Source organism: Diaphorobacter sp. J5-51 (assembly GCF_001023515.1).
In the GTDB taxonomy this organism is placed as follows: domain Bacteria; phylum Pseudomonadota; class Gammaproteobacteria; order Burkholderiales; family Burkholderiaceae_C; genus Diaphorobacter; species Diaphorobacter nitroreducens.
Genome location: NZ_JSYI01000020.1, coordinates 1 through 15,897, shown reverse-complemented (window position 1 = coordinate 15,897; position 15,897 = coordinate 1). Strand labels below are relative to the sequence as shown.

The 15,897-nt window shown below is 67.8% G+C and carries 13 protein-coding genes and 1 CRISPR repeat array; of the genes, 6 read left to right on the top strand and 7 right to left on the bottom strand.

The features are described 5' to 3' along the window. Window positions 1-81: 81 nt before the first annotated feature. Window positions 82-1,009: a CRISPR direct-repeat array (repeat unit 28 nt; unit sequence GTTCACTGCCGCATAGGCAGCTCAGAAA). Window positions 1,010-1,145: 136 nt separating this feature from the next. From OX89_RS02515 to OX89_RS02490, 6 genes are all read left to right on the top strand, one after another. Beyond that, entirely contained in the window at window positions 1,146-1,613 is a 468-nt protein-coding gene (locus OX89_RS02515) for a MarR family winged helix-turn-helix transcriptional regulator (protein ID WP_047349436.1), read from the top strand. Window positions 1,614-1,674: 61 nt separating this feature from the next. Continuing rightward, window positions 1,675-2,091: an organic hydroperoxide resistance protein gene (locus OX89_RS02510; RefSeq protein ID WP_011803942.1), complete on the top strand. Its 417-nt coding sequence runs from the start codon at window positions 1,675-1,677 to the stop codon at window positions 2,089-2,091. Window positions 2,092-2,221: 130 nt separating this feature from the next. Continuing rightward, on the top strand, window positions 2,222-2,980 hold the full coding sequence (locus tag OX89_RS02505; RefSeq protein ID WP_011803941.1) for a metallophosphoesterase: 759 nt from the start codon (window positions 2,222-2,224) through the stop codon (window positions 2,978-2,980). A gap of 42 nt (window positions 2,981-3,022) precedes the next feature. Next, on the top strand, window positions 3,023-4,462 hold the full coding sequence (locus OX89_RS02500) for a bifunctional serine/threonine-protein kinase/universal stress protein (RefSeq protein WP_047349435.1): 1,440 nt from the start codon (window positions 3,023-3,025) through the stop codon (window positions 4,460-4,462). Window positions 4,463-4,497: 35 nt separating this feature from the next. Beyond that, on the top strand, window positions 4,498-5,538 hold the full coding sequence (locus OX89_RS02495; protein ID WP_047349434.1) for a serine/threonine protein kinase: 1,041 nt from the start codon (window positions 4,498-4,500) through the stop codon (window positions 5,536-5,538). Window positions 5,539-5,599: 61 nt separating this feature from the next. After that, entirely contained in the window at window positions 5,600-7,009 is a 1,410-nt protein-coding gene (locus OX89_RS02490) for a PLP-dependent aminotransferase family protein (RefSeq protein ID WP_047349433.1), read from the top strand. Window positions 7,010-7,183: 174 nt separating this feature from the next. On the opposite strand, the gene OX89_RS17900 is transcribed toward OX89_RS02490, so the two are convergent. The 7 genes from OX89_RS17900 to OX89_RS02460 all read right to left on the bottom strand — a co-directional run bounded on the left by OX89_RS17900 (window position 7,184) and on the right by OX89_RS02460 (window position 15,685). Then, window positions 7,184-7,324 carry a DUF2474 domain-containing protein gene (locus tag OX89_RS17900; protein WP_084001969.1) on the bottom strand — a complete coding sequence of 47 codons (141 nt, stop codon included), beginning with the start codon at window positions 7,322-7,324 and terminating at the stop codon, window positions 7,184-7,186. Further along, window positions 7,324-8,334, bottom strand: coding sequence for a cytochrome d ubiquinol oxidase subunit II (gene cydB / locus OX89_RS02485; protein ID WP_047349432.1), 1,011 nt, complete (start codon window positions 8,332-8,334; stop codon window positions 7,324-7,326). The genes OX89_RS17900 and cydB overlap by 1 nt, the downstream gene beginning before the upstream one ends. A gap of 3 nt (window positions 8,335-8,337) precedes the next feature. After that, window positions 8,338-9,771, bottom strand: coding sequence for a cytochrome ubiquinol oxidase subunit I (locus OX89_RS02480; protein WP_047349431.1), 1,434 nt, complete (start codon window positions 9,769-9,771; stop codon window positions 8,338-8,340). Between the two features lie 152 nt (window positions 9,772-9,923). Then, complete coding sequence (gene ccoG / locus OX89_RS02475) at window positions 9,924-11,357, bottom strand: cytochrome c oxidase accessory protein CcoG (RefSeq protein WP_047349430.1); 1,434 nt, start codon at window positions 11,355-11,357, stop codon at window positions 9,924-9,926. Window positions 11,358-11,502: 145 nt separating this feature from the next. After that, window positions 11,503-13,455: a molecular chaperone HtpG gene (gene htpG / locus OX89_RS02470; RefSeq protein ID WP_012655504.1), complete on the bottom strand. Its 1,953-nt coding sequence runs from the start codon at window positions 13,453-13,455 to the stop codon at window positions 11,503-11,505. A 346-nt stretch (window positions 13,456-13,801) separates the two neighbouring features. Beyond that, a complete protein-coding gene (locus tag OX89_RS02465) occupies window positions 13,802-14,548 on the bottom strand; it encodes a pseudouridine synthase (protein WP_041835860.1) in 747 nt (248 codons plus the stop codon). Window positions 14,549-14,878: 330 nt separating this feature from the next. Continuing rightward, the gene (locus OX89_RS02460; RefSeq protein WP_199856190.1) at window positions 14,879-15,685 is read right to left on the bottom strand and encodes a Crp/Fnr family transcriptional regulator; all 807 of its coding nucleotides are present in this window, start codon (window positions 15,683-15,685) and stop codon (window positions 14,879-14,881) included. Between the last annotated feature and the right edge of the window lie 212 nt (window positions 15,686-15,897).

The following is a 15,897-nucleotide window of genomic DNA, read 5'->3' as shown; positions in this document are numbered from 1 at the left end:
CATTCCCAACGGCTCAAAAGTGTCTAGGGAATCCGGGGCGATTCAGAAAGACTACGGCGAGATGGCGAAGAAGACTGTGGTGTTCACTGCCGCATAGGCAGCTCAGAAACTCAATCGAGGGCTTTTTCATTGGAGACAGCCGTTCACTGCCGCATAGGCAGCTCAGAAAATCTTGCGTGGAACTGCAGTAGCGACGTGGGAGTTCACTGCCGCATAGGCAGCTCAGAAATTTGACCCGAGCGCTTTGCAGGTGTCGAGGTAGTTCACTGCCGCATAGGCAGCTCAGAAAAGCACCGAATTGACAGCAGTGATCGAGCCGGAGTTCACTGCCGCATAGGCAGCTCAGAAATACGCACCATTACGAGCGAGCTAGGGCTTGCGGTTCACTGCCGCATAGGCAGCTCAGAAAAGCTGGTGCGCGCCATCCTTCCAGGCGCGATCGTTCACTGCCGCATAGGCAGCTCAGAAAGCCCATCTTCCACCAGATCAGCCAGCCCTTGCGTTCACTGCCGCATAGGCAGCTCAGAAACATGGCCAGCAGGTCGTGCGCGTGCAGCGCAAGTTCACTGCCGCATAGGCAGCTCAGAAATCAAACCCTTTGAGATATCCGAGGCGGAATGCGTTCACTGCCGCATAGGCAGCTCAGAAAATCTCAGCACTGGCACCGAGTGCGCTGCCCATGTTCACTGCCGCATAGGCAGCTCAGAAAGTCATGCCACTCGGGCGCGGCCAGTGCTGGGCGTTCACTGCCGCATAGGCAGCTCAGAAATAACTGCCGCGCTGCCGGAGCTGCGCCGCAACGTTCACTGCCGCATAGGCAGCTCAGAAATGCCGGCGCCACAGGGCGGCAGCGCTCTTTCCGTTCACTGCCGCATAGGCAGCTCAGAAAAGGGCGGCCAGGCCGTTGAAGAAGATTTCCGAGTTCACTGCCGCATAGGCAGCTCAGAAAAGCGCTTGCCCATCAAGGGCGCGGCGCGGTGAGTTCACTGCCGCATAGGCAGTTTAGAAACCCCCGCGTCGATCAGCTGCACCGTTCCCAGGTGCACTGGGCATAAGCAGCTCCCCAACTATAGATTACACAATTTAATAGCTAAATATTTAATTTTTAACTATTAAACTGTTAATAATAGGAAATAATGCGAGCCATGCCCTCCCGCAACACCGCCACGCCACCCAGCCCGCCCGAGCTACTGCTGGACAACCAACTGTGCTTCGCGCTGTATTCCGCGTCGTTGGCCATGACCAAGCTCTACAAGCCGCTGCTCGACACCCTGGGCCTGACCTATCCGCAGTACCTGGTGATGTTGGCGCTGTGGGAGCGTGACGGGCTCACCGTCTCCGAGCTGGGCGAGCGCCTGTTCCTCGACTCGGGCACGCTCACACCGCTGCTCAAGCGCCTGGAATCCGCAGGTTTGCTGGCGAGGCTGCGCGACGTGCAGGACGAGCGCCGCGTGCGCATCACGCTCACCGGCCAGGGGCGTGCGCTGCGTGATGGCGCCCAGCCCATCCCGCACTGCGTGCTGGCCCGCACGCAGTGCACACCCGCCGACATTGGCGCCCTGACCGCGCAGCTCCATGCGCTGCGCGACCGGCTCGTGCAGCCGCAGGCCTGACACCGTTTTCCCTCATGCCCCCGTTGGCGGGGCCTTTGTTCCACTCTGAAAGGATGCACCCATGACCACGCTCGACAAGGTTCTCTACACCGCCCGCGCCCACACCACCGGCGGGCGCGACGGCGCATCGCGCAGCGATGACGGACGGCTGCAGGTCCAGCTGTCCTCGCCCGGCGGCAGCGGCACGGGCACCAACCCCGAGCAGCTTTTCGCCGCCGGCTACTCGGCCTGCTTCATCGGCGCCATCAAGGCCGTCGCCGCGAAGCAAAAGCTGACCCTGCCCCAGGACTTGGCCATCGACGCCGAGGTGGACCTGGGCACGATCCCCAATGCCTACGGCATCGCCGCACGCCTGAAGGTGCACCTGCCCGGCATGGACCGCGCCCAGGCGCAGCAGTTGGTCAACGACGCGCACCAGGTCTGCCCCTACTCCAACGCCACACGCGGCAACATCGACGTGACGCTGACCCTGGCCTGAGGCACCGTAGCGGGCGGCGCAGTTCTCCGCGTTTTCCCTAGTCTGGCGGGATACCCATTGCAAGCGAGCGCTCAGCTTCCGGGTTCATCATGCGCGGTCTGTCCCCCGCTTCGCCTGCATTGCCCGCGCCATGAAGATTGCCCTGCTGTCCGACATCCACGCCAACCTGCCCGCCTTCGACGCTTGCCTGGAGCATGCGCGAGCGCACGGTGCACAGCAGTTCGCGCTGCTGGGCGACCTGGTGGGCTATGGCGCGGACCCCGGCCCGGTGCTCGACCGGGCCATGCAGCTGGCCGCCGCGGGCGCACTGTGCGTGCGCGGCAACCATGACGCGGCCGCCCTCGCCCCGCCCGCCGTTGCCCAGAACCTGGGCGACCAGAGCGCACAGTGGACCCATCCGCACTTGGACGAGCGCCAGCGTGCCTTCCTGGCCGGCCTGCCGCTGACCGAGCGCCTGGGGCCCGACGCGCTGCTAGTGCACGCCAGCGCCGACGGCCCCGAGCGCTGGCACTACATCACCGACAGCAACGCCGCCGAGCGCTGCATGACCGCCGCCACGCGCATCGACCCGGCCATCCGCTACGTCTTCTGCGGCCACGTGCATGAGCAGGCGCTGTACTTCCTCACGCCCACGGCCAAGCTGATGCGCTTTTCGCCCCAGCCGGGCGTGCCCGTGCCCGTGCCGCCGCACCGCCAGTGGCTGGCCATCGCCGGCTCGTGCGGCCAGCCGCGCGATGGCGACACGCGCGCCATGTATGCCCTGTTCGACCCGGACGCCGCCACCATCACCTTCCAGCGCGTGGCCTACAACCATGCCGCCGCCGCGGCCGCCGTGCGCGCCAGCGGTCTGCCCACGTTCTTTGCCGACCGGCTGGAGCGCGGGCGCTGAGCCGTCCTTTCCACCCTCTAGGACCAGACACACCACCGCCCCATGAAGCTGCTCACGCCCGGCACCGAGATCGACGGCTTCGTGGTGCATGAGTGCATCCACGCGGGCGGCATGGCGCACATCTACCGCGTGGGCTATGCCAATGCGTCGCGCGACCCGGGCTTTCCCATGGCCATGAAGATCCCGCGCATGACGGCAGGCGACGGGGCCGAGAACATCGTGGGTTTCGAGGTCGAGCTGACCATCCTGCCCACGCTGTCGGGCCACCACGCGCCGCGCTTCGTGGCGGCGGGTGACCTGATGCGGCTGCCCTACCTGGTCATGGAATACGTGCACGGCGATACGCTGCAGCATTGGCTGGACGATCGCCCGCCGGGCGACACCGCTGCGCGCAGTGCGGAGACCATCGCCCGCATCGGCGGCGCCATGGCGCTGGCCGCGCACAGCATCCACCAGCAGAACGTCTGCCACCTGGACCTGAAGCCCGCCAACGTGCTGCTGCGCCCCGACGGCAGCGTGGTGCTGCTGGACTTCGGCCTGTCCTGCCACGCGCACTACCCCGACCTGCTGGCCGAGGAAATGCGCCAGGCCGTGGGTTCGCCCACCTGGATCGCGCCCGAGCAGGTGGTGGGCGTGCGCGGCGACCTGCGCAGCGACATCTTCGCGATCGGCGTGATGCTCTACGAGATGGCCACGGGCGAACTGCCTTTCGGCTCGCCCACCACACAGGGCGGCATGCGCCAGCGCCTGTGGATGACACCTGCGCCGCCGCGCCAGTACCGCCCCGACCTGCCCGAGTGGCTACAGGAGGTGATCCTGCGCTGTCTGGAACCCGAAGCCGCGCAGCGCTACCCTTCGGCCGCGCACTTGGCCTTTGACCTGGCCAACCCCGACCAGGTGCCCATCACCGAGCGCGGCCGGCGCCTGCGCGGGCCCGGCGTGGGCGCGCACTTCAAGCGTTGGATCAAGGCTGCGGGCATGCACTACCAGCCCAGCCCGCTGCCGGCGCGCCAGATCGCCGAGGTGCCTATCCTCATGGTGGCCGTGCCGCACGACGACGTGACGGACGCCACGCTGTACTCCTTGCGCGAAGCGGTTGCCCGTTCGCTGGGCATACGCCCCGGCGCGCGGCTGGCCTGCGTGACGGTGATCTCGCCCTCGGCCAGCAGCACGTCCGACAGCACGCGCAGCGAGACCATGCTGCACCGCACGCACCTGGCGCGGCTCAAGCAGTGGGCGGCGGGGCTGGACCTGTCGCGCCACAGCGCCAGCTACCACGTCCTGGAGGCCAGCGACGTGGCCCAGGCCCTGGTCCGCTATGCCGAGGGCAACCGCGTGAGCATGATGATCCTGGGGGCGGCGACGCACGGGCTGCAGTTGCAGCGCTTCATCGACACCGTGCCCATCCGCGTGGCGCGGGATGCCCCCTGCACCGTCATCCTGGTCAAGCAGCAACTGCCTTTCGACGCGCTGGGCCAGTGACCCCGCGGGGCTGCCGCAAGCGTGACAATCACGCCATGACCGCGCCCCACACCGATGACACGCTCCACCCCTACGCCAGCCTCACGCCCGACCTGGTGCTGGACGCGCTGGCCAGCGTCGGCTTGTATGGCGACGGCCGGCTGATGGCCCTGGGCTCCTACGAGAACCGCGTGTACCAGGCCACGCTGGAAGACGGCAGTCGCGTGGTGGCGAAGTTCTACCGCCCGGGGCGCTGGAGCGAGGCGCAGATCCTGGAGGAACACGCCTTCTCCCAGGAGCTGGCCGATGCCGAGGTGCCCGTGGTCGCGCCCCTGCTGCTGCACGGCCGCAGCCTGCACCGGCATGCGGGCTTCGACTTTGCCGTCAGTCCCTGGCGCGGCGGGCGCACGCCCGAACTGGACGACTTCGAGGTGCTGGAGTGGCTGGGCCGCTACCTCGCACGCATCCACAACGTGGGCGCAGCCCGGCCCTTCGCGCAGCGCCCGGCGCTGGACCTGCTGGCGTTTGGCCAAGAGCCGCGCGACTGGCTGCTGGGCGCACAGATCATTCCCCTGGACCAACAGACGGCATGGCGCGACGCCTGCGAACAAGCTCTCGAATTAATAGCTGCTGGCGCTTGTCTATCGGGCGCTACGGGCCAATTTAGCTTGAAAGACGCGAGCAACATCCGCCTGCACGGTGACTGCCACCCCGGCAACGTGCTGTGGACGCCCGTGGACGACGCCGGCCACGGCGGCCCGCATTTCGTGGACCTGGACGACGCGCGCATGGGCCCGGCCGTGCAGGACCTGTGGATGCTGTTGTCGGGCGAGCGCCGCCAGCGCACAGTACAGCTGTCGGCACTGCTGGACGGCTACGAGCAACTGCGCCCCTTCGACCGGCGCGAGCTCGCGCTCATCGAGCCGCTGCGCACACTGCGCCTGATCCACTACAGCGCGTGGCTGGCGCGGCGCTGGAGCGATCCGATCTTTCCGATCAACTTTCCCTGGTTCGGCAGCAGCGACTACTGGCGCGGCCAGGTGGACATGCTGCATGAGCAGATCGAGGCCATGCAGGAGGAGCCGCTGGCCGCATGAGGCGGCGCCCGCCTCAGCGCTGCGGGCGGGACCGCAGGAACGGCCTCCTAGAATCGGCCGCATGAAACGCTATGAGGCCCTCGCGGCGGACATCGAAGCTTCCATCCGTGACGGCGTGCTCCGCCCCGGCGACCGCCTGCCCTCGGTGCGCCACACTTGCACAAGCCGCGGCATCAGCGCCTCCACGGTGTTCCAGGCCTACTACCTGCTGGAGGCGCGCGGCCTGGTGCGTGCGCGCGAACGCTCGGGCTACTACGTGAGCGAGGGCGCGCGCAAGCGCCCGCCCGAGCCGGAGCTGGCCTCGCAGCCGCAGGACGCGTCGATCGCCGTGGACGTGAGCGAACTCGTGTTCGAGGTGCTCGAAGCCAGCATGGCGCGCGACGTGGTCGCCTTCGGCTCGGCCTTTCCCAGCCCGCTGCTGTTCCCGCTGTCCCGCCTGGGGCAAGCCGTGGCCGCCAGCGCCCAGGCGCTCGACCCGTGGAGCACGGTGGACGACCTCTCGCCCGGCAACCCGGCGCTGCGCCGGCAGATCGCGCTGCGCTACCTTGCCGACGGCCTGCAGGTGCGCACCGACGAGATCATCGTCACCAACGGCGCGCTGGAGGCGTTGAACCTGTGCCTGGCGGCAGTCACGCGCCCGGGCGACTCCGTGGTGGTCGAATCACCCACGTTCTACGCGGCGCTGCAGACGCTGGAGCGCATGGGCCTGCAGGCCATTGAGGTGCCGACCCACCCGCGCGAGGGCATAGACCTGGCGGCGCTGGAGCACGCCATCGCGCGCCACGGCCCCAGGGCCTGCTGGCTCATGACCACCTTCCAGAACCCGCTGGGCGGCCTGATGCCAGAGGCCAAGAAGCAGGCCCTGGTGGAGCTGCTCACGCGCCACGGCGTGCCGCTGATCGAGGACGACGTGTATGCCGAGCTGTACTTCGGCGACAGGCGCCCGCTGCCCGCCAAGGCCTTCGACCGTGAGGGGCTGGTGTTGCACTGCTCCTCGTTCTCCAAATGCCTGGCGCCGGGCTATCGCATCGGCTGGGCCGCGCCGGGCCGCTTCGCGCAAGCCGTGGCGCGCCAGAAGCTGACCACCACGCTGGGCGCATCGGCGCCCGTGCAGCTGGCGCTGGCCACATATCTGGAGCGCGGCGGCTTCGACAAGCACCTGCGCCGCCTGCGCCAAACCCTGGCCGCGCGCCAGGCGCTCGTGGCCGAGGCCGTGGCCGCGCACTTCCCGCCAGGCACGCGCGCCACGCAGCCGGCGGGCGGCTACTTCCTGTGGCTAGAGCTACCCGATGGCACCGACACGCTGCGGCTGCACCGTCAGGCGCTGCAGCACGGCATCAGCATCGCGCCGGGCCCGATCTTTTCGGCCTCGCGCAGCTTCGCGCACTGCCTGCGGCTGAACTACGGCCAGGAATGGAACGCGCGCAGCGAAGCCGCGCTGGCCACGCTGGGCCGCCTCGCGGTGAAGTGAAACAACCCCCTGTGGCGCTACGCGCCTTCCCCCTTCTCTCGCATCGCTACGCGATGCGGGAAGGGGGACGCAGCCCTCGCTGCGGGGCGGCCCTTGCTCGGCTGCCCTGGCTTGGGTAGCGCCAGTTTCATGCGTCGCGGGTTGCGTGACGCTCTGAGGGAGGCACGGTGTGAGCTAGGCGGTCAGGCCCGCCAGGCCCATCAGTCCCCGGAGCAACCACGCCACGATGCCCAGGGTGGTGACGCTGGCGGCCCAGATCAGCACCAGCCAGCCGATGCGCCGCAGCCAGGGCTTGCGCGGGGCGGGCGGCGCCATCAGTGGTAGCCCTCGCCCGGGCGCACCTTGCCGCGGAACACGTAGTACGACCAGGCCGTATAGGCCAGGATGATCGGGATGATGAGCAGCGCGCCCACGAGCGTGAAGCCCAGGCTCTGCGGCGGCGCGGCCGCTTCGCGCAGGGTGATGGCCGGCGGGATGATGTGCGGCCACAGGCTGATGCCCAGGCCGCTGTAGCCCAGGAACAGCAGGCACAGCGTGAGCAGGAACGGCGCCGCGCCGGGATTGCCGCCGCGCAGGCTGCGCAGGATGCCGACGGCCGTGACCAGCACCAGCAGCGGAACGGGCGCGAAGAACGCGAGGTTGGGCCAGCTGAACCAGCGCTGCGCGATGGCCGCGTGGGTCAGCGGGGTCCACACGCTCACGATGACGATGGCCGCCAGCAGCGCCAGCGTGGCCGGGCGGGCCAGCGCCACCATGCGATCGTGCAGCGCGCCCTCGGTCTTGATGATGAGCCAGGTGGCCCCGAGCAGCGCATAGGCCAGCAGCAGCGCCAGCCCCGTGAACAGACTGAACGGCGTGATCCAGGCCAGCGCGCCGCCCGTGGCGACGCCATCGCGCACCTCGAAGCCGTTCAGGAACGCCCCCAGCACCACGCCCTGGAAGAACGTGGCCACGTAGGAACCGCCCATGAAGGCGATGTCCCAGAAGGGCTTGTGGTGCTCGTCCGCCTTGAAGCGGAACTCGAAGGCCACGCCACGCCAGATGAGGCCCAGCAGCATGAGCAGCAGCGGCAGGTACAGCGCGCTGAGCACCACGGCGTAGGCCAGCGGAAAGGCGGCCATGAGTCCGGCGCCGCCCAGCACCAGCCAGGTCTCGTTGCCGTCCCACACGGGCGCCACGGTGTTGACCATGACGTCGCGGTCCTCGCGCGCCTTCACGAACGGGAACAGGATGCCTATGCCCAGGTCGAACCCGTCCATGATCACGTACATCATCAGCCCGAAGGCAATGATGATGATCCAGACGACCGGTAGATCGATGCCCATGGTTCAGCCCTTCCGAGGAGTGGTGTGGATGGCGCCGGCCGGTGCGTCCGGGGCGGCGGACAGCGGCCGTGCTGGCCGGCGCTGCGGCGCATCGGAGCCGTCATCGCCCGTATCGTCATAGACGTCGGGCCCCAGGGCCACGAGCTTGAGCAGGTAGCGCGTGCCGATGCCGAACACGATGAAGTACGCCACGACAAAGATGATCAGCGAGGTGCCCAGCACCAGCGCGGAGTGGTTGGACACCGCGTCCTGCGTGCGCATGACGCCATAGACGATCCAGGGCTGGCGGCCGATCTCGGTGGTGAACCAGCCCGCGAGGATGGCGATCAGCCCCGTCGGTCCCATCCAGACCGCAAAGCGCAGAAAGAGCCGCGAGCGGTACAGCCCGCGGCGCCAGCGCAGCCAGGCGCTGCACAGCCCCAGCAGCAGCATCAGCATGCCCAGCCCCACCATGAGGCGGAAGCTCCAGAACACGATGGCGGCATTGGGCCGATCCTGCGGCGCGAACTCCTTGAGGCCCTGGTACTGCCCGTCCCACGAGTGCGTGAGGATCAGGCTGCCGAGCCGGGGAATCTCCAGCGCGTAGCGCGTGGTCTCGGCCTCCATGTCGGGCCAGCCGACAAGGGTGAGCGGCACGCCCTCGCCCGGCTTGCTCTCCCAGTGCCCCTCCATCGCCGCCAGCTTGGCCGGCTGGTGCTGAAGCGTGTTCAGGCCGTGCAAATCGCCGATGGCGACCTGCACGGGCGCCACCACGAGAAGCATCCACATGGCCATGGACAGCATGGTGCGCACGCGCGGGTTGTCGTTGCCGCGCAGCAGGTGCCACGCCGCCGACGCGCCCACGAACAGCGCGGTGGACAGGAACGCCGCCACCGTCATGTGGGCGAGCCGGTAGGGAAAGGACGGGTTGAAGATGACCTCGAACCAGTCCGTCGGGACCACCACGTTGTTGACGATCTCGAAACCCTGGGGCGTCTGCATCCAGCTGTTGGAGGCCAGGATCCAGGTGGCCGACACCAGCGTACCCAGGGCCACCATCACGGTGGCGAAGAAATGCAGGCCGGGGCCGACCTTGCGCCAGCCGAACAGCATCACGCCGAGAAAGCCCGCCTCCAGGAAGAAAGCCGTGAGCACCTCGTAGGCCAGCAGCGGCCCGGTGATGCTGCCCGCGAAGGCCGAGTAATGGCTCCAGTTGGTGCCGAACTGGTAGGCCATGACCAGCCCCGAAACCACGCCCATGGCGAAGTTGACCGCGAAGATCTTCGACCAGAAGTGGTACAGGTCGCGGTACACCGGGTTCTTGCGCCACAGCCACAGCCCTTCGAGGACGGCCAGGTAGCTCGCCAGCCCGATGGTGATGGCCGGAAAGATGATGTGCATCGAAATGGTGAAGCCGAACTGGATGCGGGCCAGTTCCAGCGCGGTGAATCCAAGCATTGCGCGTCTCCTTCAAACGTACAGCGCGGTGCACATGGGTGGTTCGACGGCTCCTGTTGCATCCCAGGCGCGATGCCTGGAGCGCCGCAGTATCCGCCAGCACGCCCACCCTGTCGAGGGCAGGCCGCCGCGCCCCTGGCGGCCAGACCACCTCATCGCGGCACCAGGAAGATGGCTTTCTCCGTCACGCGCGCCGGCGTGTCGCCGAGCGCCTCGACATCGAAGAGCACCGGGTGCGAACCCGGTGGCATGGAGCCGTAGGGAATGCGCAGGCGCACGGGTACCCAGCGCGCCTGCGCGGCGCCGATCTCCACCTCGGGTTCGGACGCCACCTCCAGCCCCGCGATGCCGCTGGCGCCGATGCGGTAGCGCTGCGGCGCCTCGGTGGCGTTCATGATCTGCAGGCGGTAGATGTTCTCCAGCTTGCCGCCCGCCACGATGCGCGAGAGCGCGGCGCGGTCGCGCACCACGTCCACCTTGAGCGGCGTGCGCAGCGCCATGCTGGCGAGCATGGCCACGCTCAGGGCAACCAGCACCGCCGTATAGATCAGCACACGCGGCCGCGCCACGCGGCGCAGCATCTGCGCAGCGCTCCAGCGGCTGGCCATGCCGTTGTGCGTGGCGTAGCGGATCAGGCCGCGCGGCAGGCCCACCTTGTCCATCACGCTGTTGCAGGCATCCACGCACAGGCCGCAGCCTATGCACTCGTACTGCAGCCCCTCGCGGATGTCTATGCCCACGGGGCAGACCTGCACGCACAGCGTGCAGTCGATGCAATCGCCCTGCCCGCGCGCGGGCGCGGCCGTCTTGCTGCGCGGCCCGCGCGTCTCACCGCGCTGCGCGTCGTAGGTGACGATCAGCGTGTCCTTGTCGAACATCGCGCTCTGGAAGCGCGCATACGGGCACATGTACTTGCACACCTGCTCGCGCAGGAAGCCCGCGTTGCCGTACGTGGCCAGGCCGTAGAACAGCACCCAGAAGATCTGCCAGCCGCCCTGCAGCGCCAGCAGTTCGCCACCCAGTTCACGGATGGGCACGAAGTAGCCCACGAAGGTGAAGCCGGTCCACAGCGAGAAGGCGATCCAGACCAACTGCTTGGCCGACTTCTTCCACAGCTTCTCGGCCGTCCAGCCGCCGTTGTCCAGGCGCAGGCGCGCGCTGCGGTCGCCCTCGATGCGGTGCTCTATCCACAGGAAGATTTCGGTATAGACCGTCTGCGGGCAGGCAAAGCCGCACCACAGCCGCCCGGCGACGGCGGTGAACAAAAACAGCGCCAGCGCCGAGATGATGAGCAGACCCGTGAGGTAGATGAAGTCCTGCGGGTACAGCACCAGGCCGAACAGGTAAAAGCGCCGCGCGCCCAGGTCGAACAGCACCATCTGGCGCTGCCCCCACTCCAGCCATGGCAGGCCGTAGAACACGATCTGCGTGGCCCACACCATGAGCCAGCGCCAGCGCGCGAAGGTGCCGCGAATGGAGCGCGGATAGATCTTCTGCTGCGCCTCGTACAGCGAAGTGGACTCGGGAACGATCGGTATGGTTTTGCGCGGCGCCCCGTTGCGGGGCAGGCGCTCTGGATGGGACATGGGGGCCTCTGAGCTGTGGCGCCGGGCGACACCACAGCGGGCCCCCGCGCCTGTCAGGGACTAACTATCGCGCGCGCGACGCGGCGGGTACAGCAGCAGATGCGCCCCAATCAGGCATACCAGATGCCGCCATCCCTCCCATCGCTCAGGCCAGCAGCGCGTTCACGCGCTTTACGTACGCGGCCGGGTCCTCAGGCAGGCCGCCCTCAGCGAGCAGCGCCTGGTCGAACAGGATGTGTGCCAGGTCGTGAAAGTGCACGCTGCCGTCCAGCTTCTTGACCAGCGCATGCTCGGGGTTCACTTCCAGCACGGGCTTGGCGTCAGGCGCGCTCTGGCCGGCCTGCTTGAGCAGGCGCGCGAGCTGCGTGCTCATGCCGCCGTCCTGCACCACCAGGCAAGCGGGTGAATCGACCAGGCGCGTGGTCACGCGCACGTCCTCGGCCTTGTCCTTGAGGGCTTCCTTGAGCTTGGCGAGCACGGGCTTGAAGGCCTCGGCGGCCTCCTCGGCGGCCTTCTTCTCGGCCTCGTCCTGCAGCTTGCCCAGGTCCACCGCGCCCTTGGCCACGGACTGCAGGGGCGTGCCGTCGAAGTCCTGCAGGTAGTTCAGCGCCCACTCGTCCACGCGGTCGGTCATGAGCAGCACCTCGATGCCCTTCTTCTTGAAGACTTCGAGCTGCGGGCTGTTCTTGGCGGCGGCCAGCGTGTCGGCGGTGATGTAATAGATGGCCTCCTGGCCCTCCTTCATGCGCGCCTTGTAGTCGGCAAAGGAAACGCTCGGCGTATCCGATGTGGTGGAGGCAAAGCGCAGCAGCTTGGCCAGGCGTTCGCGGTTGGCGAAGTCCTCGCCCAGGCCTTCCTTGAGCACGGCGCCGAACTCGGCGTAGAACTGGGTGTACTTGCCTTCCTTGGCCTTGTCCTCGGCGCTGACCACGTCCTGCACGCCATCGGCGCCTTCCGCCGCTGCCTCATGCTTGTCGTGCTTCGCCAGATCCTCGAGCATGGACAGCACGCGCTTGACCGAGCCGTCGCGGATCAGGCGCACGTCGCGGCTTTCCTGCAGCAGCTCGCGGCTCACGTTCAGCGGCAGGTCGGCGGAGTCGATCACGCCCTTGACGAAGCGCAGGTAGCTGGGCATGAGCGACTCGGCGTCGTCCATGATGAACACGCGCTTGACGTACAGCTTCACGCCGGCCTTCTTGTCGCGGTTCCACAGGTCGAACGGCGCCTTGGCGGGGATGTACAGCAACTGCGTGTACTCGGTGTTGCCCTCGACGCGGTTGTGGCTCCAGGTGAGCGGGTTCTCGAAGTCGTGGCTGATGGACTTGTAGAAGTCCTGGTACTGCTCGTCGGTGATGTCCTTCTTGGGCCGCGTCCACAGGGCGCTGGCCTTGTTCACGGTTTCCCACTCGCCGGTCTTCACCATCTGGCCCGGCTCACCTTCCTTCTCGCTCTCCTTCCACTCCTCCTTCTCCATGAGGATGGGCAGGCTGATGTGGTCGGAATACTTGCCGATCACCTGCTTGATCTTCCAGGCGTTGAGGAACTCCTCGGCATCCTCGCGCAGGTGCAGGATCACGCTGGTGCCGCGCGCCGCACGCTCGATGGCCTCTACCTCGAAGTCACCCGCGCCGCCGCTGGCCCAGCGCACGCCTTCGCTGGCGGGCAGGCCCGCGCGGCGGCTCTCGACCGTGATGCGGTCGGCCACGATGAAGCCCGAGTAGAAGCCCACGCCGAACTGGCCGATCAGCTGCGCGTCGGCCTTCTGGTCGCCCGACAGGCGGTTCATGAAGTCGCGCGTACCGCTCTTGGCGATCGTGCCCAGGTGGTCAATGGCCTCCTGCTCGCTCATGCCGATGCCGTTGTCGGTGATGGTCAGCGTGCGCGCTTCCTTGTCGAAGGACACGCGCACCTCCAGGTTGGGCGCATCCTCGTACAGCGCGGCATTGTTCAGCGCTTCAAAGCGCAGCTTGTCGCAGGCGTCCGAGGCGTTGGAGACCAGCTCGCGCAGGAAGATCTCTTTGTTGGAATACAGCGAATGCGTGACCAGGTGCAGCAGTTGCGCCACTTCGGCCTGGAAGGAATGGGTGTGCTTGCTCATAGGTGTTTTTCAAACAAAGGCAACGGGAAAGAAATCACAGGGGATTCAACCATGTTCTCCGGCGCGGCCGGAACGCATGCGCAGGTGGGGGCGCCGCGCCCGGCTTCAAGGGGCGCGGCACGGCGATTTGCCACCAACCGATGCCACGCTGGCCGCATGCCCCAGCGTCGGCGCGATCCTGGGCGCGGTGATCTACAACGCACCGCTGTCGAGCGGCAACAGCGACTGAACGCCCACCGCAGCCATCAAAAAAGAGAGCGGCTTGCGCTCTCCTTTTCTGCATTTCAAAGGGTTTTGAACTGCAAACGCCCTTTTGGCGAGCGCTAGCAGCTCCTGATTTAATAGCTTAAAAGCGCTCACCCGGCGCCAGGTAGCGCCACTGGCCCGGCGGCAGCTTGCCCAGCAGCACCTGGCCGATGCGGATGCGCTTGAGGCCCACCACCTTGAGGCCCACCAGCTCGCACATGCGGCGGATCTGGCGCTTTTTGCCCTCGCGCAGCACGAAGCGCAACTGCTCGGGGTTCTGCCACTCCACCACCGCCGGCTTGAGCTGCTGGCCGTCCAGCGCCAGGCCATGGTTCAGCAGCGCCAGCTTGTCGGCGGGGAAGACGGCGCGCACATCCTGCGCGCGATCGCCGTACTGCACGCGCACCAGGTACTCCTTGTCCACCGTCGAGTCCTCGCCGATGAGCTGGCGCGCCACGCGGCCGTCCTGCGTCAGCACCAGCAGGCCCACGGAGTCGATGTCCAGCCGCCCGCAGGGTGCCAGGCCCTTGAGTTGCGCGGGCGAAAAGCGCGTGCGGCTCTCATCGTCCTTCCAGTGCGTACGTGGGTTGATCAGCGCCACGGCCGGCGTGTGGCCGTCCTCGGCCTGGCCGCTCACATAGCCCATGGGCTTGTGCAGCAGGATGGTCACCTGCTGGCGCTGGTGGCCCTGGGCCGCGCGGTCCACGTCGATGCGGTCGTGCGGCCCCACCTGCAGCCCCATGGCCGCCACCTGCCCGTTGACGCGCACCCAGCCCTGGGCGATCCAGTCGTCGGCCTCGCGGCGCGAGCACAGCCCCAGATCGGCCATGCGCTTGTTCAGGCGCATGCGGCCGTCTGCAGGCGCCTGCGCAGCGCCAGCGGGCGCACGGGTGGCAGGAGGGCGCGGCGCGGCCGGCGCGTGCCGGCTCGCCGTACGGGGGGCGCCTGCCGCGCCGCTGGGTGCGGCCGTGCCGGCCGTGCGGCCTGCGGACCGGCCCGGCGCCTTGCCGGTGGCCACAGGTGNTGCGCAGCACCAGCCGCGGGCGCAGCGGAGTGGGGGAAGCAGAAGCGGACGGTGCGGGGACGGACCGTGCGGGGGGACGGGCGGGCGTTTCGGGCATGGCGCTATTGTCTCGCGCCGTGGAGCGCGCCGCGCCCCGCCCCATCTACCGCGCCTTCAGATCATGGCGGCGGGCTCGTTCTCGTCGGCCGGCGCCCTGCGCGGTGAAGCGCGGCGCCGGGGCCCGTGGCGGCCCGCGTCCGCCGGCTCCATCCGCCTGAACAGGCTGGTGCGCAGCGCCTGTAGGTCCAGCACGCGCAGGCCGCCGTACTCCACGCGGATCGCCCCCTGCGCTTCCAGGGTCGCCAGGGCCTCGTTCACACGTTGGCGCGACAGGCCGACCAGGTAGGCCAGCTCCTGCTGGGTGATGCGCAGCACTTCCCCGACGCCCGGGTAGAGCACGGGGTTGAACAGCGCCGCCAGGCTGCGCGCCACGCGCAGGTCGGGGTTGGTGAGGCGGTCGATTTCCCGCGCGGCGATGAACTGCGCCAGGCGCTCGTTGAGCTGGTTCATCACGAAACGGTTGAAGCCGATGGAATGGTCCAGCAGCCAATGGAAGGTGTCGATGGGCAGGCCCGCCACCACGCTCCTGCGCAGGGCCTGGATGTTGTAGCGGTAGGGCTCGCGCTTGACCGCCGTGCCTTCGCCAAACCAGCCGCCGGGCGGCACGCCGGTGAAGGTCATGGTCAGCCCGTCGGCGTTGTCCGCGCTCATCTTGAGCAGGCCCTCGACCACCCCAAACCAGTACGTCACCGGCCGGCCCACACGGCACACGTAGTCGCCCGGCTGGGCATCGCCGACGGCCAGCGCGGCCACCGCCCGTTCGCGCTCGGCGGGCTGCAGCAACGCCATCCAGGGAATGCCGCTGAGTTCTTGGGCCGTGGGCGGGCGGCGCCGCTGGTGCAGGGAGGCGTCTTGGCTCATGCGCGCAAGCATGCGGTCAAAGCGCGCCGCGGGGCAGCGGGAATACCACGAACCTACGCCTGGCCGGTCCGAGGTATCGACACACTCAAATGCTATTGATTTAATAGCTGTTGGCGCTTACTGATTCTGGGTTCAAGACCTGTTTGACCACAAACCCATCACTGCGTCGGCAAGGCATAGCGGTAGCCGCGGAACGCCCACACTGTGCGCGC

Excerpts from the sequence above, each read along its gene's own strand:
- OX89_RS02510 (WP_011803942.1), top strand. The coding sequence starts at position 1,675 with ATGACCACGCTCGACAAGGTTCTCTACACCGCCCGCGCCCACACCACC.
- OX89_RS17900 (WP_084001969.1), bottom strand. The coding sequence starts at position 7,324 with ATGGCGCCGCCCGCCCCGCGCAAGCCCTGGCTGCGGCGCATCGGCTGG.
- ccoG (WP_047349430.1), bottom strand. The coding sequence starts at position 11,357 with ATGTCCCATCCAGAGCGCCTGCCCCGCAACGGGGCGCCGCGCAAAACC.
- OX89_RS02460 (WP_199856190.1), bottom strand. The coding sequence starts at position 15,685 with ATGAGCCAAGACGCCTCCCTGCACCAGCGGCGCCGCCCGCCCACGGCC.
- htpG (WP_012655504.1), bottom strand. The coding sequence starts at position 13,455 with ATGAGCAAGCACACCCATTCCTTCCAGGCCGAAGTGGCGCAACTGCTG.
- OX89_RS02495 (WP_047349434.1), top strand. The coding sequence starts at position 4,498 with ATGACCGCGCCCCACACCGATGACACGCTCCACCCCTACGCCAGCCTC.
- OX89_RS02465 (WP_041835860.1), bottom strand. The coding sequence starts at position 14,548 with ATGCGCCTGAACAAGCGCATGGCCGATCTGGGGCTGTGCTCGCGCCGC.
- OX89_RS02500 (WP_047349435.1), top strand. The coding sequence starts at position 3,023 with ATGAAGCTGCTCACGCCCGGCACCGAGATCGACGGCTTCGTGGTGCAT.
- OX89_RS02505 (WP_011803941.1), top strand. The coding sequence starts at position 2,222 with ATGAAGATTGCCCTGCTGTCCGACATCCACGCCAACCTGCCCGCCTTC.
- OX89_RS02480 (WP_047349431.1), bottom strand. The coding sequence starts at position 9,771 with ATGCTTGGATTCACCGCGCTGGAACTGGCCCGCATCCAGTTCGGCTTC.
- cydB (WP_047349432.1), bottom strand. The coding sequence starts at position 8,334 with ATGGGCATCGATCTACCGGTCGTCTGGATCATCATCATTGCCTTCGGG.
- OX89_RS02490 (WP_047349433.1), top strand. The coding sequence starts at position 5,600 with ATGAAACGCTATGAGGCCCTCGCGGCGGACATCGAAGCTTCCATCCGT.
- OX89_RS02515 (WP_047349436.1), top strand. The coding sequence starts at position 1,146 with ATGCCCTCCCGCAACACCGCCACGCCACCCAGCCCGCCCGAGCTACTG.